Source organism: Achromobacter dolens (assembly GCF_902859745.1).
Classification (GTDB): domain Bacteria; phylum Pseudomonadota; class Gammaproteobacteria; order Burkholderiales; family Burkholderiaceae_B; genus Achromobacter; species Achromobacter dolens.
The window spans coordinates 84,404-104,148 of the sequence record NZ_CADIJW010000004.1; the positions used below are offsets into that span (position 1 = coordinate 84,404).

Annotated in this window: 19 protein-coding genes; 4 read left to right on the forward strand and 15 right to left on the reverse strand. The window is 67.6% G+C overall.

Going from position 1 to position 19,745, the window contains the following annotated elements; translation table 11 throughout:
- Window position 1: 1 nt before the first annotated feature.
- The 3 genes from HV783_RS05225 to HV783_RS05235 are packed head-to-tail and all read right to left on the reverse strand — an operon-like array spanning window position 2 to window position 2,245.
- A complete protein-coding gene (locus HV783_RS05225; RefSeq protein WP_054501354.1) occupies window positions 2-694 on the reverse strand; it encodes an ABC transporter ATP-binding protein in 693 nt (230 codons plus the stop codon).
- Complete coding sequence (locus tag HV783_RS05230; RefSeq protein ID WP_054501355.1) at window positions 694-1,455, reverse strand: ABC transporter ATP-binding protein; 762 nt, start codon at window positions 1,453-1,455, stop codon at window positions 694-696. Before HV783_RS05230 ends, HV783_RS05225 begins: the two co-directional genes overlap by 1 nt.
- Before the next feature lie 10 nt (window positions 1,456-1,465).
- Window positions 1,466-2,245, reverse strand: coding sequence for an SDR family NAD(P)-dependent oxidoreductase (locus tag HV783_RS05235; protein WP_144654915.1), 780 nt, complete (start codon window positions 2,243-2,245; stop codon window positions 1,466-1,468).
- A 216-nt stretch (window positions 2,246-2,461) separates the two neighbouring features.
- Between HV783_RS05235 and HV783_RS05240 the strand changes: the two genes are divergently transcribed.
- From HV783_RS05240 to HV783_RS05255, 4 genes are all read left to right on the forward strand, one after another.
- A complete protein-coding gene (locus HV783_RS05240; RefSeq protein ID WP_049072486.1) occupies window positions 2,462-2,860 on the forward strand; it encodes a cupin domain-containing protein in 399 nt (132 codons plus the stop codon).
- Between the two features lie 79 nt (window positions 2,861-2,939).
- Window positions 2,940-4,151: an ABC transporter substrate-binding protein gene (locus tag HV783_RS05245; RefSeq protein WP_054501357.1), complete on the forward strand. Its 1,212-nt coding sequence runs from the start codon at window positions 2,940-2,942 to the stop codon at window positions 4,149-4,151.
- The gene (locus tag HV783_RS05250; protein WP_054501358.1) at window positions 4,148-4,912 is read left to right on the forward strand and encodes an SDR family NAD(P)-dependent oxidoreductase; all 765 of its coding nucleotides are present in this window, start codon (window positions 4,148-4,150) and stop codon (window positions 4,910-4,912) included. Before HV783_RS05245 ends, HV783_RS05250 begins: the two co-directional genes overlap by 4 nt.
- Before the next feature lie 14 nt (window positions 4,913-4,926).
- Complete coding sequence (locus HV783_RS05255) at window positions 4,927-5,763, forward strand: IclR family transcriptional regulator (RefSeq protein WP_059269646.1); 837 nt, start codon at window positions 4,927-4,929, stop codon at window positions 5,761-5,763.
- On the opposite strand, the gene ppa is transcribed toward HV783_RS05255, so the two are convergent.
- From ppa to HV783_RS05310, 12 genes are all read right to left on the reverse strand, one after another.
- Complete coding sequence (ppa, locus tag HV783_RS05260; protein ID WP_049072482.1) at window positions 5,764-6,294, reverse strand: inorganic diphosphatase; 531 nt, start codon at window positions 6,292-6,294, stop codon at window positions 5,764-5,766.
- 28 nt (window positions 6,295-6,322) lie between these two features.
- Window positions 6,323-7,930: a heme biosynthesis HemY N-terminal domain-containing protein gene (locus tag HV783_RS05265; protein WP_064522679.1), complete on the reverse strand. Its 1,608-nt coding sequence runs from the start codon at window positions 7,928-7,930 to the stop codon at window positions 6,323-6,325.
- Between the two features lie 5 nt (window positions 7,931-7,935).
- On the reverse strand, window positions 7,936-9,126 hold the full coding sequence (locus tag HV783_RS05270; protein WP_054501361.1) for a uroporphyrinogen-III C-methyltransferase: 1,191 nt from the start codon (window positions 9,124-9,126) through the stop codon (window positions 7,936-7,938).
- A 37-nt stretch (window positions 9,127-9,163) separates the two neighbouring features.
- Complete coding sequence (locus tag HV783_RS05275) at window positions 9,164-9,976, reverse strand: uroporphyrinogen-III synthase (RefSeq protein ID WP_054501362.1); 813 nt, start codon at window positions 9,974-9,976, stop codon at window positions 9,164-9,166.
- A complete protein-coding gene (hemC, locus tag HV783_RS05280; RefSeq protein ID WP_054501363.1) occupies window positions 9,976-10,923 on the reverse strand; it encodes a hydroxymethylbilane synthase in 948 nt (315 codons plus the stop codon). Before hemC ends, HV783_RS05275 begins: the two co-directional genes overlap by 1 nt.
- 6 nt (window positions 10,924-10,929) lie before the next feature.
- Window positions 10,930-11,055, reverse strand: coding sequence for a hypothetical protein (locus HV783_RS29585; protein ID WP_258955702.1), 126 nt, complete (start codon window positions 11,053-11,055; stop codon window positions 10,930-10,932).
- Window positions 11,042-11,761: a TerC family protein gene (locus tag HV783_RS05285; RefSeq protein ID WP_049072474.1), complete on the reverse strand. Its 720-nt coding sequence runs from the start codon at window positions 11,759-11,761 to the stop codon at window positions 11,042-11,044. The genes HV783_RS29585 and HV783_RS05285 overlap by 14 nt, the downstream gene beginning before the upstream one ends.
- 104 nt (window positions 11,762-11,865) lie before the next feature.
- Window positions 11,866-12,564, reverse strand: coding sequence for a TerC family protein (locus HV783_RS05290; RefSeq protein ID WP_054501364.1), 699 nt, complete (start codon window positions 12,562-12,564; stop codon window positions 11,866-11,868).
- Between the two features lie 247 nt (window positions 12,565-12,811).
- On the reverse strand, window positions 12,812-13,693 hold the full coding sequence (gene sucD, locus HV783_RS05295; RefSeq protein ID WP_006388410.1) for a succinate--CoA ligase subunit alpha: 882 nt from the start codon (window positions 13,691-13,693) through the stop codon (window positions 12,812-12,814).
- Window positions 13,694-13,718: 25 nt separating this feature from the next.
- Window positions 13,719-14,879, reverse strand: a complete 1,161-nt coding sequence (gene sucC / locus HV783_RS05300; RefSeq protein ID WP_006388409.1) for an ADP-forming succinate--CoA ligase subunit beta — start codon at window positions 14,877-14,879, stop codon at window positions 13,719-13,721.
- 10 nt (window positions 14,880-14,889) lie between these two features.
- The gene (locus HV783_RS05305) at window positions 14,890-15,492 is read right to left on the reverse strand and encodes a DUF2889 domain-containing protein (RefSeq protein ID WP_049072472.1); all 603 of its coding nucleotides are present in this window, start codon (window positions 15,490-15,492) and stop codon (window positions 14,890-14,892) included.
- 142 nt (window positions 15,493-15,634) lie between these two features.
- Entirely contained in the window at window positions 15,635-19,606 is a 3,972-nt protein-coding gene (locus HV783_RS05310; protein WP_175188788.1) for a Pls/PosA family non-ribosomal peptide synthetase, read from the reverse strand.
- Between the last annotated feature and the right edge of the window lie 139 nt (window positions 19,607-19,745).

Genomic DNA, 19,745 nt, shown 5'->3' on the forward strand with positions numbered 1-19,745 from the left:
CTCAGACGCCCAGGCGGCGCGCGATCCGCTCGGGATCGTTGCGCGCCTCTTGCGCCGACAATTGGTCGACCACGCGGCCATGCTCCATCACGTAGTGGCGGTCGGCCACCTTGGTGGCGAAGCGGAAATTCTGCTCGACCAGCACGATGGTGAAGCCGCGCTCCTTGAGCGTGCGGATGGCCTGCCCGATCTGCTGCACGATCACCGGCGCCAACCCCTCGGTGGGCTCGTCCAGCAGGATCAACTGGGCGCCGGTGCGCAGGATGCGGGCGATCGCCAGCATCTGCTGCTCGCCGCCCGACAGGTTGCCGCCAGAGCTGGCGCTGCGTTCGCGCAGGTTGGGAAACAGGGTGTAGATCTCGTCCAGCGACATGCCGCCGTCGGCCAGGCGCGGCGGCAGCAGCAGGTTCTCGGTCACGTCCAGGCTGCGGAACACCGCCCGTTCCTCCGGGCAATACACCACGCCCAGCCGCGGGATGCGGTGCGGCGCCATGCCCACGGTTTCCTGGCCATTCAACAGGATCGAGCCGCGGCGCTTGTCCAGGATGCCCATGACGGCGCGCAGCGTGGTGGTCTTGCCCGCGCCGTTGCGGCCCAGGATCGTGACCAGTTCGCCGCGCCGCACGTCGATGTCGACGCCGTGCAGCACATGCGATTCGCCATACCAGGCGTTGAGATCCTTGATCGACAGCATCAGTCGTCCCCCTCTTCAGCGCCCATGTAGGCGGTAATGACGCGCTCATCGCGCGATACCGTGGCGTAGTCGCCCTGCGCCAGCACCGCGCCGCGCGCCAGCACCGTGATGGTGTCGGACAGGTCGGCGACCACCGACAGGTTGTGCTCCACCATCAGGATGCTGCGATTGGCCGACACGCGCCGGATCAGCGCCGCGATACGCGCCACGTCTTCCTGGCCGAGGCCGGCCATCGGCTCGTCCAGCAGCATCACTTCAGGCTCCAGGGCCAGCGTCATGGCGATTTCCAGCGCCCGCTTGCGGCCGTAGGGCAACAGGGCCGCCGTGGTGTCGGCCAGGCCCGCCAGACCGACCGCCTCCAGCAGGGCCAGGCCCTGGTCGTTGAGGCGATCGACACTGCGACGGCTGCGCCAGAACCGCATCCCGTCGCCATGCTGGCGCATCAGCGCCACGCGCATGTTCTGCAGCACGGTCAGCCCCAGGAACACCGCCGAAATCTGGAACGAGCGCACGATGCCCAGGCGCGCGATCTGCTCAGGCGCCAGCGCGGTGATGTCGCGGCCGCGATAATGGATTGCGCCCTGGTCGGGCGTCAGGAACTTGGTCAGCAGGTTGAAGCAGGTGGTCTTGCCGGCGCCGTTGGGGCCGATCAAGGCATGAATGGAACCTTCCCGCAGGGCCAGGGACACGCCGTCGACGGCATTGAAGCCGCCGAACCGCTTGACCAGCCCCTGGGCGGACAGAACCGCTTGGGTACTCATGGCCGTCCTCCTACATGCGGGCCAGCAGGCCGCCGTCGATCGCCAGCACGTGGCCATTGACGAACGAAGCCCCCGGCGAAGCCAGGTACACCACCGCCGGCGCGATGTCCTCAGGCGTGGCCCAGCGCCCCACCGGCACCGCCGTCGACAGGAACGACTGGAACTGCGGATTGTCCTGCAGCCCCTGGGTGAAGTCGGTGCGCACGAAGCCCGGCGCCAATGCGTTGCAGGTGATGCCCTGGCCGCCATACTCGACCGCCAGCGCGCGGGTAAACGCCGCGATGGCGCCCTTGGCGGTGGCGTAGGCCGCGATGTTCGGCATGGTGGCCTGGCCGGCGACGGATGACATCAGCACGATGCGGCCGAAGCCGCGCGCCGCCATCGCCGGCAGCACCGCGCGGGCGCAATGGAAAGCGCCATTCACGTGCACGTTCTGCAGCGCCTGCCATTCGGCGGGCGCCATCTCGACCACCGGTTTGCGGTTCTGGTTGCCGGCATTGCTGACCAGCACGTCGATGGCCACGCCATCGGTTTCCAGTTGCGCGATGGCCGCGGCCACGGCGGCGCCGTCGGCCACGTCGAACACCGCGCTGCGCGCCGGGATGCCGGCCGCGGCCAGTTGCGCGCAAGCGGCGTCGCAGGCGGCCTGCGACAGATCGTTGATCACCACGCGCCCGCCCGCCCGGCCCAGGCCGGCGGCGATCGCATACCCCAGCCCGCGCGCGCCCCCCGTCACCAGCGCCGTGCGCCCGGCCAACCCGAAGGTCTGGCCCAGATAGTCCTGATTCAAGCTTGTCTCCTTGTCTTATAGGCGCCGGATCTCTCGGAACATCCGCGTCGGGAAAGGCTTCCCGAGGCTCGGCATCCCTGGCCCGGCTCGTGTCGATCCGCCGTCCCTGCTGGAAAACGTGATTGACATAAATCTCAATATACGCGACTATTTTTAAACACTCAATAACAAGATTTTTAGTTTTTCTTCCATAACGAGTTTTGGCTAGGAGACATCATGGCCCTCGAAACCCCTGGCTGCCCTGCGGCCAACGCGCTGCCCCCACTGGCATCGCGCTTCCTGAAAGTGGATGAATTGCCCTGGAAACCCACGCAGGTCGAAGGCATCGACATGAAGGTGCTGATGCAGGACAAGGAGTCCGGCCTGCTGACCGCGCTGTTCCGCTGGCAGCCCGGCACCGAGCTGCCGCTGCATGAACATGTCGAGGTCGAGCAGACCTACGTGCTGGAAGGCTCGATCGTCGACGCCGAAGGCGAAGTGCGCGCCGGCGACTACGTCTGGCGCCCGCGCGGCAACCGCCACGTGGCCCGGGCTCCGCATGGCGCGCTGGTGCTGAGCTTCTTCCTGAAACCCAACCTGTTCATCGACGCCTACGCCGGCCAGACGCTGGAATAGGCACGCCCCGGCAAGACCCCGCGCGACCGCCCGGCACAGGGCGGCGCGCCAAGATACAAGCCCCCGAGGAGACAAAACCATGAAGATTCGTTTCAAGCATTGCCTGGCCGCCTGCGCGCTGGGCGCCGTTTCACTGTCGGCCCAGGCCCAGGTATCCGACGACGTCGTCAAGATCGGCGTGCTGGGCGACCAGTCCGGCATGATGGCCGACCTGTCCGGCAAGTTCGGCGTCGAGGCCGTGAAGATGGCCGTCGAGGATTTCGGCGGCAAGGTGCTGGGCAAACCCATCGAGGTGGTGTCCGCCGACCACCAGAACAAGGTGGACATCGGCGTCTCGATCGCGCGGCGCTGGTACGAGAACGAAAAGGTCGACCTGATCCTGGATGTGCCGAACTCGGCCATCGCGCTGGCGGTGCAGGACCTGACCCGCCAGATGAAGCGCGTGGTGATCTTCACCAGCGCCGGCTCGGCCGACCTGACCGGCAAGGCCTGCTCGCCCAACGGCATGCACTGGACCTATGACACCTACGCCTACGCCACCGGCGTGGCCAGCGGCGTCATGGAAGACGGCGGCAAGAGCTGGTTCTTCATCACCTCCGACTATGCCTTCGGCCATTCACTCGAACGCGACGCCATGGCGGTGGTCAAGGCCAAGGGCGGCCAGGTGGTCGGCAGCGTGCGCCACCCCATCGCCAGCGCCGACTTCTCGTCGTTCCTGCTGCAGGCGCAGGCCTCCAAGGCGCAGGTGATCGGCCTGGCCAACGGCAGCGGCGACACCATCAACAGCATCAAGCAGGCGTTCGAATTCGGCATCATGGGCAGCAAGCAGCGCGTGGCCGCGCTCTTCATGAGCATCGTCGACGTGCGCAGCGTCGGGCTGGAATACGCCCAGGGCCTGAACCTGGTCGAGCCGTTCTATTGGGACCAGGACGACAAGGCGCGCCAGTGGTCCGAGCGTTATTTCAAACGCACCGGCCGCATGCCGTCGATGGTGCAGGCCAGCAACTACAGCGCCACCCTGCACTACCTGAACGCGATCAAGGCGGCCGGCACCGACGCCTCGGAGGCGGTGCTCAAGAAGATGCACGAAACGCCCATCAACGACTTCATGACCGAGAACGGCCGCATCCGCGAGGATGGCCGCGTGATGCGCGACCTGTACCTGTTCCAGGTGAAGAAGCCGTCGGAATCCAAGCGCGACTGGGACTACTACAAGCTGGTGCGCAAGATTCCCGCCGAACAGGCGTTCCGTCCGCTGGACCAGGGCGGCTGCGCGCTGGTGAAGCCATGAGCGGCGGCGCGCCCGGCCTGCTGGCAGGCAAGCGCGCCGTGATCACGGGGGGCGCCAACCCCCGTGGCATCGGCGCCGCCATCGTCGCGCAATTCCTGGCGCAAGGCGCCAGCGTCGCGGTGCTGGACCGCGAGTACCCCGACCGCGCCAACGCCGGCCTCGTCGGCGGCCGCGTCAATCTGCACTGCGACGTGTCGAGCAGCGCCTCCTGCGAGCAGGCCGTGGCGCAGGCGGCGCGGGCGCTGGGCGGCATCGACGTGCTGGTGAACAACGCCGGCATCGTCGCCGCGACCCGCATCTGGGACCTGCCCGAGGACGAGTTCCGCCGCATGATCGACGTCAACCTGACAGGCACGTACAACGTGACGCGCGCCGCCCTGCCCCAGTTGCTGGAAAGCGGGCGACGCCCGGCCATCGTCAACCTGGGGTCGACCGCCGCCCTGCGCGGCGGCGGCCTGCTGGGCGGTTCGCACTATGCCGCCTCCAAGGGCGGCGTGATCAGTTTCACCAAGGCGCTGGCGCGCGAACTGGGCCCGCGCGGCGTGCGCGCCAACTGCGTGGCGCCGGGCATCATCGAGACCGACATGACGCTCGGCAAATTCGGCGAAAATTGGGAACAAGAACTCAAACAGGGCATTCCGCTGCAACGCTTCGGCTCCCCGGCCGAAGTGGCGCAGGCCATTCTGTTCCTGGCCTCGGACCTGTCCTCCTACTCAACCGGCATCGTGGTCGACGTCAACGGCGGCTTCCACATTCACTAGGCGCGTCAGCAGCAATGAGCACTCCCGATCGCATGTTGTCCATCCTCGACCTCTTCCGCGACGACACCACCGCCGCGTTCCAGGAGGACGTCATGGCGCATCTGGAGTGCTCGCGCGCCACCGCCTACCGCTATCTCAAGTCACTCACCGAAAGCGGCCTGCTGGCGCCGACCGCCGGCGGCGCCTACGTGCTCGGCTCGCGCATCATCGAGCTCGACCGGCACCTGCGCCAGCACGACCCGCTGATGCGCGCGGCCCGCGAGGTCATGCGCGCCACGGGCGACGAACTCAACGCCAACCTGATGCTGTGCAGCTACTACGGCGACAAGGTCATGTGCGTGGACCGCTACTGGACCGACCATTCCATCGAATCCAGCTACGCGCGCGGCCGCCCCTTCCCCATGTTCCGCGGCGCCACCGCCAAGCCCATCCTGGCCAATCTGCCGCCTTACCAGTTGCGCAACCTGATGCTGTGGCACGCCGCCGAGATCCGCGAGGCCGGCCTGGGCGAGGACTGGGATGCGTTCCGCGCCAACCTCAAGCAATTGCGGGCGGCCGGCGTGTGCGTGTCGCACGGCGAGGTCGACCCGGGCCTGATGGGGATCGGCTCGGCGATCTTCACGCCCGACCAGAAGGTGGTGGGCAGCCTGGTGTTCATCGCCGCCGAGGCGCGCACGCCCGCCAAGCGGCTGGCGCTGCTGCAGGAACGCATCCAGGAGGCGGCGGCGCAGGTGACGCAGAATCTGCAGGGCCTGCAAGACAACGGCGCGGCGGCGATCGGCATCATGCCGTCGCGGCCGCGCCGCTTGAAGGCGCCCGCCGGTGCGACACCGGCGCGACGCAAGGCCTGATCAGCCCTTGTTGTAGCGCTCGGCGCTCTTGAGGATTTCCTCGTGGGCGGCATCAACGCCCTTCCAGCCCTTGACCTTGACCCACTTGCCCTTCTCCAGGTCCTTGTAGTGCTCGAAGAAGTGCTGGATGCGGGCCGTGTCTTCGGCCGGCAGGTCTTCGTACGACTTGATGTTGCGGTACGGGGGGTAGAGCTTTTCGATCGGCACGGCCAGCAGCTTGGCGTCGCCACCCGACTCGTCGTCCATTTCCAGCACGCCGATGGCGCGGCAGCGCACCACGGCGCCGATCTGGATGGGGAACGGCGTCAGCACCAGCACGTCGGCGGGGTCACCGTCTTCCGACAGCGTTTGCGGGATATAGCCGTAGTTGCACGGGTAGTGCATGGCCGTCAGCATGAAGCGGTCGACGAAGATCGCGCCCGATTCCTTGTCGACCTCGTACTTCACCGGGTCGGCGTTCATGGGGATCTCGATGATCACATTGAAGTCTTCCGGCAGCTTCTTGCCGGGGGACACGCGGTCATAACTCATGATGGAACCTTGTCAGTCTGAAAGAGGATCAAAGCGAACCGTCGTCCTTGAACGGCGGCTTGGTGGTCGGGGCCGGCACCGCGGGCGCGGCCGGCTTGGGAGTGGCCGGCGGGGCCGGCGAATACGTCGGCACGGGGCTGTCGAACGCCGCGGCCGGGATCGGCGCGCTGTCGAAATATTCGTCGATGTCGGAGGTGCCGCCGACGACCGGCGCATCTTCCGGCGCCAGCGCGCGCGCCTGCTGCTCCTTGTTGGCGCGGGCGTCCGGGTCCAGCACGTAGTCCGACGCCGACGCGGCCACGGCCGGCGGCAACGCGGGATAGTCGCCGCCGATATCGGCGTCGATATCCGACAGGCCGACCGCGTACCCGCCCTCGGCGTCCAGGCGGTACGGGTCCGAGCCGGTATCCGCCGCCGGCAGCGCCGCGTCGGCGGCCAGCACGGGCAGCGCCATGCTGGCGGCGGTGGCGAGGCGCCAGTGGCGCACCGCATCGGCCGGACGGTCGAGACGGTCGTACAGGCTGCCCAGCAGCGCGTGCGTCTGCGCATCGCTACGGCGCGACAGGCTGCGCAGCAGGTAGCGTTCGGCCTGGCCCCACAACTGGCCGTTCAGGCACAGCATGCCCAGCGCGGTCAGCAGGTCTGGATCGGTGGGACGCTGCTGCAGCCAGGTCTCGGCCTTGGCCAGCCGGCGCGAGACCTGCTCGGCGTCGCAGCGCGCGTAGGCGGCCACCAGGGCGGGGTTGAATTTGACGGCGATGGCGGCCTCGAGCACCTTGGCGGCTTCGTTGGCCTCGCCGGCCGCTTCGAAGGAGGCGGCGCCGGCCAGCGCGATCTCGGGCAGCAGGCGCTCCTCGGCCTTGAGGTCTTTCCAGATGGCGCGCCAGCCGTCGTTGGCGGCCGCCGCACGCAAGCGCGCCGCGCCGGCCACGTCGATCAGATGGTCGCCCTCGGTGCGCGCCAGGGCATTGCGGCGCAGCAGGCCGCGCGCCAGCGTGAAGACCTGTTCGTCATGATGCAGGGCCGTGTGCGCGCGCAGCAGCAGGCGCATGGTATGCAGGTGGCGCGCGCCGCCGTCGGCCAGCGGCGCCAGCACGGCCAGCGCGCGCTCGGCGCGGCCCTGGTCCAGCAGCATGTCGGCCGACACCGTCGCGGTGGCTTCCACCAGGCCGGGGTCGGTGCCGGCCTGCTCCTGCGCGGTCGCCAGCAGGCGGTCGCGGCGGTCGAATTCCCCCAGGCCATGCGCGGCACGGGCGGCCGACAGCGCGGCCAGCACGCGGCGGGTCTGCACCTTGGTCTGCTCGAGCAACTTGGTCAGGTCTTTTTCGGCGTGCGAATAACGGCCTTCGAGCAGGCCGATCCAGCCGCGCTCGAGCAACTCGTGATCGCGCGCCTGGGCGCGCTTGCCGCGCCAGGCGCGGACGCGATCAGGGATGGCAAGCAGCCAGGCCAACAGGCGCAGGCCGACGTACAGCACGACGAAGGCGGCCACGATCAGCAGCACGGCCAGCGTCAGCGACATCGAGATGCGCCACGGCCAGACCAGCAGCAGCACGTTGCCGGAATGGGAACGCAGCACCACCGCCAGGGCGACGGCGATGACGGCGAGCAGCAGTGTCCAGAACCAGGTACGCATGGGCCTCAGTCCTGATCGCTGGTCTTGAAGCCGGCGGCGCGCAGCGCGGCCACGGCGTTCAGGCTGTCGGACACGTCGGGCATGCGCACCGCGATATCGGTCTGCGCCAGTTCGCGGGCCAGGTTCTGGGCCGCGACCGTGTCAGGCGAACGGGTGTCGAAGTACTTGGCCAGCGTGGCGCCGACGTTGTCGAGCTCGCTTTTCCAGACCGCGGGCTGGCGCATCAGCATGGCCAGTTGCACGGTCAAGAGGCGCTGGCGCAGCGTGCCGCGCACCTGGTCGGCCTGTTCCGGCGACAGCAGCAGCGCCGCGGGTTCGTCAACGCGCTGGATCGAGATCAGGCCGCCAAGCTCATGTGCCAGCGCCGAGCCGGCGCGGCCCGGCCACGAGGCCACTTCGGCTCGCCAGCGCTGCCACCAGGCCGCGTCGGCCGGCAGGCCGGCCTGAGGGTCGACCGGGGCGGGGGCCGGGGTCGCGGGGCGAGTCTCGCCGGCGGCGATGCCGGGCGCGGCGGCGTCCGGCACCAGCAGCGGCGCCTTGCCGACCAGGGCCGTCAGGCGCTCGATGCGGGCTGACTGCGCCGGAATGTCGACGGTGGACACGGCGCGCAGGCGGTCCAGGTCGCCGTTGATGGCCTGCTGCAAGCTGGAGAAGCGCGGGCGGTCGGCTCGCGCCAGGCGCGATTGCGCGGTTTCCAGCGCGACGATGGCGTTGGAGACGTTGCCGGCCAGCCGGAGTTGCTGGCTGCCGATGGTAAGCAGGCGCTCGACGTCGTTGGCCAGCAGTTCGTCGCTCGCGCTGTCGTTGAAGTTCTGCCAGGCCTGTTGCAGGGCGTTGTACTGGCTCTGGGTCTCGCGCACGCTGTCTTCGAGGTCACCCAGGCGACCGGCCTGGGCTTGCGCCAGGGCCAGGGCTTCGCGAGTGTCCTTGCGCGCCTGCGCCACGTCGGCGGCCAGCGTGTCCAGGCGCGAGGCGACCTCACGGCCGGCGGCGACGAACTGCGTGCGTTGCTGCCACAGGGCATAGCCCAGCCCGACGGCGAGCAGGATGACGATGATGAGGGCAGTGACCAGGGGGCCACTGCCGCGCTTGGCCGGACGGGCCGTGACGGAATCGGCCGGGGCCGATGCGGGCGCGCTGGCGCCCGGGGCGGCCGGGTTAACGGCCGGATCGGTAGCGGGAGTCTTGTCTGTCATGACGCGATTGTATTCGGTGTCAGTCCGAAGCAACGAATCAAGCAGCAACAAAAGCCTGGAAAATCGACTCGTCGTTGGGCATGCAGATTTTTACCATTGCTTGCGAACCCGGATCAGATGCCGGCGACGGCACGCGCCGCGCCAGCGAAGGATGGGTCAGGACAAAGCCGCAACCGCCCCACCAGGCGGCCAGCCCGGCCGCCTGCAACTGGTCGCGCACCGAGTCCGCGCCCTCGCCGCTGGTGATGAGCCAGGTGGCCGGCACGCCCTGCGCGGCCCAGCTCCGCAGGCGCGCAAGCTCGAACTCGTCCCATTGTGCCGGCAGGCGCCGGTAGGCCGCGTGACGTGTCACGGAGACGCCATGTGACTGCAATTGTTCGCTGAGCCAGTCCCGGCCCTGCGTGCCGCGCACCACCAACACCCGCGACGGCAGCCGTGGCAGGCCGCAAAGGACCTCCCAGAGCGCCTCGGAATCGTGGCTGGCGGCCTGGTCGCCGGGATGCAGGACTGTTGTATTCGCGCCAAAACCCGGCAGCCCCGCCAGCCCTGCGGCGCTGGCCGGTCCGACCGTGGCGACGGCCACGCCCACGGGCCAGGGCGCCGGACCATCCGCTCGGGCCAGTTGATCCAGGTATTGCCGGGCGGCATTGCCGCTGACGAACACCACCATGTCGTAGTCCGCCGGCCGCGGCAGGTCCGTGGCGGCGACGGACAGGGGGTGGATATCGAGCGCGGGCAGGATGCAGGGCGTCCAGCCCGCGGCGCGCAAGCGGTCGGCCAGGGCCTCGTTGCGACCGGCGGGCCGTGTCAGCACGGCCACGCGCGGCGCTTGGGCGGCGGCCCTGTCCATCAGTCCTCGGGGGATGCGTCTTGCAACAGCTCGTCGAGAATGGCCTGGGCGCCGGCATCGAACAACTCGGCGGCGACCGCCTCGCCGATCGCCTGCGCCTGGCCCACCGGACCGCTGCGTTCGGCGCGCAGGGTGCGCGTGCCGTCGGGCGACGCCACCAGCGCGCGCAGCGTCAGGCTGCCGCCGTGGATTTCGGCATAGGCCGCCAGCGGCACCTGACAGGAGCCGCCCAGCCGGCGCGACACCGCGCGTTCGGCCAGCGAGATCGCGGTCGCGGTGGCATCGTTCAGCGGCGCCAGCCAGGCACGCATATCGTCGCGATCGTCGCGGATCTCGATGGTCAGGGCGCCCTGCCCGGCCGCCGGCAGGCAATCCGAAGGATCGAGCAGGCAACGGATGCGATCCGTCAGGCCCAGCCGGTTCAGGCCGGCGGCGGCCAGCACGATGGCATCGTATTCGCCGCGGTCGAGCTTGCCCAGACGGGTATCGAGGTTGCCGCGCAGCGGCTTGACCGCCAGGTGCGGATAACGCGCGCGGATCTGCGATTCGCGGCGCAGGCTGGAGGTGCCGACGACGGCGCCGGCCGGCAGGTCGGCCAGCGTGTCGTAGCGATTGGAGACGAAGGCATCGCGCGGATCGGCGCGATCGAGCACGGCGCACAGTTCGAACGGCGCCTGCAGATCGACCGGCATGTCCTTCAGACAATGCACGGCCAGATCGGCGCGCCCGTCGAGCAGGGCGTTTTCGAGTTCCTTGACGAAGAGCCCCTTGCCGCCCACCTTGGAGAGGGTGCGGTCGAGGATCTGGTCGCCTCGGGTCGTCAGGGTGAGCAGTTCAACCGCGCACGCCGGGTACAGCGTGCGCAGTCGATCGCGCACATGCTCGGCTTGCCACAGGGCAAGCCGGCTGGCGCGGGTCGCGATGACCAAGCGTTGCGGCAGAGACACGAGGCGTCATCGAACGAAGTGGGAGACGATGACCGTCGCCACGACGCCCAGGATGGCCAGCACGAACAGGCCCTGCAGGAGGCTCAGGCCTGATTCGGATTGCTGGGGATCGGCGGATCTACGCAGACTCATGTACGGATTCCTTGGAGGCGGTTTTGCGGCTTGCCAGCCACCGTCCAAGGACAACAACGAGCAAGGCGCCGAAGATTTCTACGCCGATTTTAACCGCAGTGGGCTGGACGCCGAATTGACCTTCGACAAACACGTCCGTGACCAGCATGCCGCCCGCGATCCAGCCGAGCAGCGCCGCGCCGAAAGTCACCACCAGCGGATAGCGGTCGATCAGCTTCAGGACCAGCGTGCTGCCCCAGATGATGATGGGCACGCTCACGACCAGGCCGAAAATTACCAGACCGATCTGATGATCAGCGTGAGCATTCTGGGCCGCGCCGGCGATGGCGATGACGTTGTCCAGGCTCATCACGAAGTCGGCGATGATGATGGTCTTGATGGCGGCGATGATGGATGTGCCGCCCTTCACGTTGCCATGGGCGTCATCCTCGGGCACCAGCAGCTTGACGCCGATCCAGACCAGCAACAGGCCGCCCACCACCTTCAGGAACGGGATCGACAGCAGGGTCAGCGCAAAGGCGATCAGGACCACGCGCAGCAGGATGGCGCCGGCGGTGCCCCACAGGATGCCCTGCATGCGCTGCTTGGGCTCCAGGTTGCGGCACGCCAGCGCGATCACCACCGCGTTGTCGCCGCCGAGCAGGATGTCGATGAGGATGATCTGGAATACCGCTGCCCAACTCAGCGTCTGGAAAAACTCAAGCAATTTGAACCCCCGAAGGCATTTATCAAAATAAAGGCCGGCCCCGTGCCGGCCGGCCCGCCGCCGTGGCGGCGGGCTTGGAACAACGTATTATTGTAGTTCAGCTTTCAGTCAGCTTTCTGGCGCATCAGCAAAACTTTGCCGATCGCCAGTACCAGCACCGCGCCCAACGCTCCGGTCATGAGGGCGAAGCTGTGCTGGGTCACGCCCAATGCCGCATCGATGCGCGCCACCGGCTCCTGCAGGGCGGGATCACCCACCAGCAATTCGCCGGCGATGAAGCCCAACAACGCCGCGCCCACCCAGACGATGAGCGGGAAGCGTTCGATGACCTTGAGCAGCAGCGTGCTGCCGAAAATCACAAGCGGAATACTGATCGCCAGGCCCAGCACCAGCAGCGTGGTGTCGCCCATCGCCGCGGCGGCGACGGCCACCACATTGTCCAGGCTCATGACCAGGTCGGCGATCATGATAGTGCGGATTGCGGTCAGCAGATTGCCATGGGTCTTGCCGTCCCCCTCTTCCTCGCCTTCCGGCAGCAACAGGGTCACGCCGATGTACACCAGCAGCAGTGCGCCGATGAGCTTGAGCCACGGCAGCATCAGCAGCTTGGCGGCCACCAGCGTCAGCACGATACGCATGATGATCGCGGCGGCCGAGCCGATCACGATCGCTTTCTTTTGCTGCGCCGGCGGCAGCGAGCGCGCGGCCAGCGCAATCACCACGGCGTTATCGCCCGACAGCAGAATGTTGACCCAAATGATCTGGAGCAACGCTAACCAGAATGCCGCTGAACTGAGTTCCATACCTCTCTTTCCTAGGACGTGATCCCCCTAGGACAAACCAAATGAATGGGTGGAAAAGACAAAAAGACGTACTGACCGTCTTGGTGCGAGCCCGACGGCATTCTTGCTGGGTACGTGCAGAATTTCTTTCATTATAGTTTCGTTCAGCTTTCCGTATGTTTCGCCGGCCGCATCATGGACACGGGATTTCCCTAGGCTGGAACGAAAAAAAGGCCCGCCGAGGCGGGCCTTCTTCATGCGCACAACCTTACAGCACCGACTTGAGCAGCTTGCCCATTTCGGAGGGGTTGCGCGTGGTGCGGATGCCGCAGGCTTCCATGACTTCCAGCTTGGCGTCGGCCGTGTCGGCGCCGCCGGAGATCAGCGCGCCGGCGTGGCCCATGCGCTTTCCGGGAGGGGCGGTGACACCGGCGATGAAGCCGACGACCGGCTTCTTCATGTTGTCCTTGGCCCACTGGGCGGCGTTGACTTCGTCCGGACCGCCGATCTCGCCGATCATGATGACGGCGTCGGTGTCGGGATCGTCATTGAACATCTTCAGGACGTCGACGTGCTTGAGGCCGTTGATGGGGTCGCCACCGATGCCGACGGCGCTGGATTGACCCAGGCCCAGCTCGGTGACTTGCGCCACGGCTTCGTACGTCAGGGTGCCCGAGCGGCTGACGATGCCGATGCGGCCCTTGCGGTGGATGTGACCGGGCATGATGCCGATCTTGATTTCGTCCGGGGTGATCAGGCCGGGGCAGTTCGGGCCCAGCAGCAGCGTCTTGCTGCCCTTGGCCTTCATGCGGTTCTTGACTTCCAGCATGTCGCGGACCGGGATGCCTTCGGTGATGCAGATCACCAGATCCAGTTCGGCCTCGACGGCTTCCCAGATGGCGGCGGCGGCGCCGGCGGGCGGCACGTAGATGACCGACACGGTGGCGCCGGTGTCGGCCTTGGCGTCCTTGACCGACGCGAAGATCGGCACGCCTTCGAAGTCCTCACCGGCCTTCTTGGGGTTCACGCCGGCCACAAAGGCGGCTTTGCCATTGGCGTACTCGCGGCACATGCGAGTGTGGAACTGACCGGTCTTGCCCGTGATGCCCTGGGTGATGACCTTGGTGTCCTTGTTGATCAGAATCGACATTTGTGAATCCTTGGATTTTTTCTCTTTACTTGACGGCGGCGACGACGCGGGTGGCGGCTTCGGCCATCGTGTCGGCGCTGATGATCGGCAGGCCCGACTCGGCCAGCATCTTCTTGCCGAGTTCTTCGTTGGTGCCCTTCATGCGCACGACCAGCGGCACGTTCAGGTTGACGGCCTTGCAAGCGGCGATCACGCCTTCGGCGATGACGTCGCAGCGCATGATGCCGCCGAAGATGTTGACCAGGATGGCCTTCACGCTCTTGTTCTTGAGCATGATCTTGAAGGCTTCCGTGACCTTCTCGGCCGTGGCGCCGCCGCCGACGTCCAGGAAGTTGGCCGGCTCGCCGCCGAACAGCTTGATGGTGTCCATGGTGGCCATGGCCAGGCCGGCGCCGTTCACCAGGCAGCCGATGTTGCCGTCGAGCTGGATGTAGGCCAGGTCGAACTTCGAGGCTTCGATTTCAGCCGGATCTTCTTCGTCCAGGTCGCGGTAGGCGACGATTTCCGGGTGACGGAACAGGGCGTTGGAGTCGAAGTTGAACTTGGCGTCCAGGGCGATGATGTTGCCCTTGCTGTCGCGGTTCAGGGGGTTGATTTCGACCAGCGAGGCGTCGGTGTCCATGTAGCACTTGTAGAGCTTCTGGAACACGTCCACGGCCTGGGCGGTCGAGTCGGCGGGCAGGCCGATCGCGTTGGCGATCTTGGTGGCTTGCTCGGCCGACAGGCCGGTCAGCGGATCGATGTATTCGGTGACGATCTTCTCGGGGGTGGAGTGGGCCACTTCCTCGATGTCCATGCCGCCTTCGCTGGAGGCGATGAAGGCGACCTTCTGGGTGGCGCGGTCGGTGACCAGCGACACGTAGTATTCCTTCTGGATGTCGGCGCCGTCTTCGATGTACAGGCGGCGGACCTTCTGGCCTTCCGGGCCGGTCTGGTGCGTGACCAGTTGCATGCCCAGGATTTCGGAGGCGAGCTTGCGCACGTCGTCCAGCGAGCGCGCCAGCTTCACGCCGCCGCCCTTGCCGCGGCCGCCCGCGTGGATCTGTGCCTTGACGACCCAGACCGGTCCACCCAGCTTTTCAGCGGCAGCCACGGCCTCGTCGACGGAAAGAGCGGGAATCCCGCGCGGCACCGGGATGCCAAATTGCTTCAGCAGTTCCTTGCCTTGATACTCGTGGATTTTCATGTGTTACCTGTCAGGACGTATGAGAAAGAGAAGGTGAATCGGAGGTCGAATCGGCCGATGCCTCAGCGCTACCCCCGGTGTACCACTTGGGATAGTGCTCAGCCACCACCGGGCCGTCGGTGCTCAGGGCATGACAGCCGTCCAGTTGGAACGGACGCCGGTTCGGGTTGCTTTCCTGCCGCCGGCGATTGGCCATGGTCTGCACCGCCGCGGTGGGAAGCACCTGCGACAGCTCGGTCATGTGCGTACAGCCCTCGACATGGCCGAAGCGTTCCTTGACCTGACGGCGGAACCCCTTGAGCAGGTTCATGCCGACCAGGTCAGCGTAGGCGGATTCGATGGCCATGCAGTGCTCGCCATAGGGAGCGGCATCATAGACGGCCCGCGCGGCCACGATGGTGAAATCGCCATCGATGGTGATGCGCAGGTGCATATGGTGGATGGGTTGCCCCGCCTTGAACATCTCGCCGTCGCGCTTGGGAAAATCGTACGCCTTGACGTCGATGAGCTCGGCTTCCAGGTCCCAGTTGCCGTCATCGCGCGCATACGACTGCACGCGTATGGAACGCGTGTGCAGCGGCTGGCGAGGACAATCCGGCGGTGGCAAGGGCATGCTTGGGGCCTGCGGGGCGAAGACGGCCGGCGCATGGTGCGCGGCAACAAAACCTTCAAAGTATAGCGCAGCCCGCCCTGCCCCGACGGTCAAAATGCGCGGCGCGAACGCCCGTCGCCAGGGCAGATCGCGCCGCGCCGCCTCAGCGTTGTGTCCACGGCGTGGCCGGACTGCCCATCCAGGCCTGCCCCGCCGGGATGCTTTCGCCCTTGAGCACCAGGGTCAGCGGGCCCAGGCGGGCCCCGTCCTCGACCCGGGTGTCATACAGGATGGTGCTGCGCGGGCCGACATTGACGCCGTTACCGATACGGACCTGCCCGATCTTCATGACGCGGTCCTCGAACAGGTGCGTCTGCGGCCCCGACCAGGCATGCAGCACGGCATCGTCCCCAATTGATACACAGTCGTATTCGGTGATGTCGGTGGTGTCCATGAACACCCGCCTGCCGATCCGCGCGCCCATGCAGCGCAGGGCCAGCGGCAGCCAGGGCGTGGCACGCAGGAAATTGAAGAAGTTCGGCACCGCGATCGACTCATACAGGCTGGTCACGGCCTCGCTCTTCCACACGAACGGCGTCCACATTGGTTCGGCGTGCGGTCGGTAGCGGCCGATCAGCAGCCATTTGAGCGCCACCAGAAACAGGAAGGTGCCGACGCCATACAGCACGCCGGCCAGCATCAGTTCGTCGAACGCCGCCACGAAACCGTCGCGCGCCGCGATCGGGATGACCTTCATGACCGTCAGGTAGCCCACCGCGATCACCACGGCCAGCGGCAGAATCATGCGCATCAGCTCGACCGCGCCGCGCGCCACCTTGCGGCCCAGGCTGGGGCGGAAGGTCAGGTGCTCGGGAAAGCCGGCCGCCTGCTCCCGCGCCGGCAGCGCCAGCGGCGGATTGCCGAGCCAGGTCTGGCCGCTGGCCATGCGGGCATTGGCCGGCGCCCGGCTCTGCACGCCGATCAACACGTCGTCGGGCAGCACCGAGCCGTCCGGCACGTAGGCGCCGTTGCCCACGAAACTGCGATTGCCGATGACGGTGGGTCGCATGGTCATCCAGCCCCGGTCGACCTCCTCGTCGCCCAGCATCACGCCATCGGCGATGAAGCTGTCGCGGCCCAGCGTCAGCATGTCCGGCACGATGCCCATCGCGGTCGAGATTTCGGTGCCGCGCCCCACCTTCGCGCCCAGCAGCCGATACCAGGTGCCGGCATAGATCGAGGCGTACAGGCCGTGCAGCACGCTCAGGCTGGACTCCTGGATCTGGTTGGTGAGCCAGCGCCGCAGATAGATCTGGCCATAGACCGGCCAGCGCCCGCCGCTCAAGCGCGGCAGCAACGCCCAGCGCAGCATGGCCGAGACCAGCACGGTCAGCAGCAGCAGCAAGGCGCTGGCCGGCAAGGCCAGCAGCAGATAGGCCAGGAACGCATTCGGCCACCAGACGCGCGAGCCCATCAGGTCGAGCCAGCGCGCGTCGATCCAGTCGATCAGCACGAAGCTGGGAAACACGGGCATGAAGAACAGCGCGGCGATCAGCGTGCCGCCGGCGGCGTAGGCCAGCATGTCGAGCCGCGCCCAGCGCCCCTCGCGCACCGGCCGCGGCGGCAGCTCGGGGGCGCGCGCCAGCGGGTCGTGCCGCGCCGGCGCGCCGCTCCAGATCTGGCCGGCGGGGATGCGCGCGCCGGCCGCCAGGGACGACAGCCCTTCGAGCCGGCCGTCGGCCTCGATCGTGACGCCGCCCTGCACCACCGCATACGAGCCCACGTAGGCGTTCTCGCCCAGCGTGATCGGCGCCACCTCCCAGTGCGCGCCGTGGACCTCGAAATTCTCCAGGTTCACGGCCGCGCCGACGCTGACGCCGTCGGCCACCGTCAGCAAGTCGGGCGCCCGCACCGAAATGCGGCTGATGGCGGTATCACGGCCGATGCGCGCGCCCAGCGCCCGCAGGTACCAGGCCTGCAGCGGCGAGCCCGCCAACAGGTGCGCCGGCGGAATGTCGAGGATGCGGTCGACCAGCCACCAGCGGTAGAAGGTCCAGCCATAGAGCGCATAGCGGCCCGCCTTGAGCCGGCCCAGGATGCCCCACTTGCAGACCACCGCGACGCCGAAGCTGAGCAGGTTGCAGGCCAGGTAGCTGGCGATCGACAACGCCACCGCGCGCCAGACCGAGTCGCCCTCGTCGCCGGTGAAGTAGTGATACGTGAAGAACGGCGTCAGCCAGATCAGCATGCGCACGCCGATCAGGAGCGGCAGCACCGCCAACTGCGCCAGGCCGCAGGCCCAACGCCGCCATTCCGGCGCGCGCTCGATCGGCGTCGGCTGGAGCGGCGCCGCCGCGGCCGCCGATTCGGCCGCCAGCGTGTCGAGCCGCGCCGCCAGCGCGCCCAGCACGGAATGCTGGTAGAGCTCGTGCATGGTCAGAGCGGAAAACTGCGGATGCTTGCGCAGCGACGACACCAGCCGCGCGGCCAGCAGCGAATGGCCGCCCAGGTCGCGGAAGAAATCGCTGGCCAGCCGCAGCGGCTGGCCGGGAAACAACGGCCGCAGGGCTTCGAACAAGGCGTGCTCGGCGGGCGAGACCGGCGTGTCGTCTTCGCCGCTGGGCTCGGAGGCGGTGGCCAGCTCGCGTGCCTTCAGCGCCTTGCGGTCGATCTTGCCCGAGGTCAGGCGCGGCACCTCGGCCACCAACTCGAAGCGGGCCGGAATCATGTAAGCGGGCAGCTCCGCGGCCAGCGCGGCGCGCAGCGCGTGCGGATCGAGCCGCGCGTCACCCTCGGGGGTCAGGAACGCCACCAGTTGGTCGATGCCCGCCAGGTCGCGCAGCACCACGGCGGCCGCGCCAATGCCGGCCTGCCGGTACAGCGCGGCCTCGATCTCGCCCAGTTCGACACGAAAGCCGCGCACCTTGACCTGGTCGTCGCTGCGGCCCAGGCACTGGATCTGGCCGTTTTCGTCGATGCGCGCCAGGTCGCCGCTGCGGTACATGCGGGTGTCGTGGTCGCCGCTCGGACGCGGATTGGCCAGGAACTTCTCGGCCGTCAGTTCGGGCCGCCCCAGATAGCCGCCGGCCACGCCAGGGCCGGTGATACAGAGCTCGCCGGTCTGGCCCTGCGGCAGCACGGCGCCGTCCTCGCCGCGGATCAGCATGCCGTAGTTGGGCAGCGGGGTGCCAATGGTCACGGGCTGGCCCGGCAGCAGCTCGGCCAGGCTGGCCGATACGGTGGTCTCGGTCGGGCCATAGGTATTGAACAGCCGGCGACCCGGCGTGGCCCAGCGCTGCACCAGGAATTCCGGGCACATCTCGCCACCCAGGTTGACGATGCGCAGGCCAGGCACGTCGCGGGCGAACAGCGCCAGCAGCGTCGGCACCGCATGCAGCACAGTCACGCCCTCGCGCACCAGCGCATCGGGCAATGCCTCGGGATCCGTGGTCAGCATCTTGGGCGCCACCCAGAGCGTGGCGCCGACCAGGTAGCTGATCCAGATTTCCTCGAACGACATGTCGAAGGCCACCGAAAACCCTTGGTACACCTTGTCGCCGTGGCGCACGCCCAGCACTTCGTTTTCGCTGCGCAGGAAATGGCAGATGCTGGCCTGGCTGATGGGCACGCCCTTGGGCTTGCCAGTCGACCCCGAGGTGTAGATCACGTAGGCCGGGTGCTCCGGCAGCAGGCCGTCGCGCCGGCGCAGCGGCGCATCGACCGCCACCGACAGCTCCCAGGTGGTCCAGGTGATCATGCCGTCCAGGCGCACGTCGCCGCCCGCAACCAGGCCGCGCGCGCCCGCATCCTGCAGGCAAACCAGCATGCGGTCGGGCGGCGTGTCGGATTCGAACGGCAGCCAGGCCGCGCCCGCCTTGGCGATGGCGGCCTGCATCACGAGCAGGTCGTCGCCGCGCGGCAGGCACAGGCCGACGATGTCGCCCGGCCGCACGCCGGCCTCGATCAGGTGGTGCGCGGCCAGGTCGGCGCGCCGCCCGAGCGCTTCGTAGGTGAGAGTCTGATCCAGCCAATGAATGGCCGCGGCGGCGGGATACCGCAGGATCGTGGCTTCCAGAATATCGGGCAGCGTCTCCGCGGCAAGCAGATCCGGCCGATAGGGGCCTTGGAGAATCATAGGTACGGCGACAATCCAGCAGAAGGGATGTTTTGCCTATTGACCCACAAGGCGCCAATTCGTTCAAGCGCCAATGAAAAAAACCCCTGTGGTGTGCATCCCGCGCACAACACAGGGGTTCCGGGCTGCCGGACCCGGG

Coding starts and splice junctions, on each gene's coding strand:
- sucC (WP_006388409.1), bottom strand. CDS start 14,879: ATGAAAATCCACGAGTATCAAGGCAAGGAACTGCTGAAGCAATTTGGC.
- HV783_RS05310 (WP_175188788.1), bottom strand. CDS start 19,606: ATGATTCTCCAAGGCCCCTATCGGCCGGATCTGCTTGCCGCGGAGACG.
- HV783_RS29585 (WP_258955702.1), bottom strand. CDS start 11,055: ATGAGTCTGCGTAGATCCGCCGATCCCCAGCAATCCGAATCAGGCCTG.
- HV783_RS05230 (WP_054501355.1), bottom strand. CDS start 1,455: ATGAGTACCCAAGCGGTTCTGTCCGCCCAGGGGCTGGTCAAGCGGTTC.
- HV783_RS05240 (WP_049072486.1), top strand. CDS start 2,462: ATGGCCCTCGAAACCCCTGGCTGCCCTGCGGCCAACGCGCTGCCCCCA.
- HV783_RS05265 (WP_064522679.1), bottom strand. CDS start 7,930: ATGCGTACCTGGTTCTGGACACTGCTGCTCGCCGTCATCGCCGTCGCC.
- sucD (WP_006388410.1), bottom strand. CDS start 13,693: ATGTCGATTCTGATCAACAAGGACACCAAGGTCATCACCCAGGGCATC.
- HV783_RS05245 (WP_054501357.1), top strand. CDS start 2,940: ATGAAGATTCGTTTCAAGCATTGCCTGGCCGCCTGCGCGCTGGGCGCC.
- HV783_RS05290 (WP_054501364.1), bottom strand. CDS start 12,564: ATGGAACTCAGTTCAGCGGCATTCTGGTTAGCGTTGCTCCAGATCATT.
- HV783_RS05275 (WP_054501362.1), bottom strand. CDS start 9,976: ATGGACAGGGCCGCCGCCCAAGCGCCGCGCGTGGCCGTGCTGACACGG.
- HV783_RS05250 (WP_054501358.1), top strand. CDS start 4,148: ATGAGCGGCGGCGCGCCCGGCCTGCTGGCAGGCAAGCGCGCCGTGATC.
- ppa (WP_049072482.1), bottom strand. CDS start 6,294: ATGAGTTATGACCGCGTGTCCCCCGGCAAGAAGCTGCCGGAAGACTTC.
- HV783_RS05255 (WP_059269646.1), top strand. CDS start 4,927: ATGAGCACTCCCGATCGCATGTTGTCCATCCTCGACCTCTTCCGCGAC.
- HV783_RS05225 (WP_054501354.1), bottom strand. CDS start 694: ATGCTGTCGATCAAGGATCTCAACGCCTGGTATGGCGAATCGCATGTG.
- HV783_RS05270 (WP_054501361.1), bottom strand. CDS start 9,126: ATGACAGACAAGACTCCCGCTACCGATCCGGCCGTTAACCCGGCCGCC.
- HV783_RS05305 (WP_049072472.1), bottom strand. CDS start 15,492: ATGCCCTTGCCACCGCCGGATTGTCCTCGCCAGCCGCTGCACACGCGT.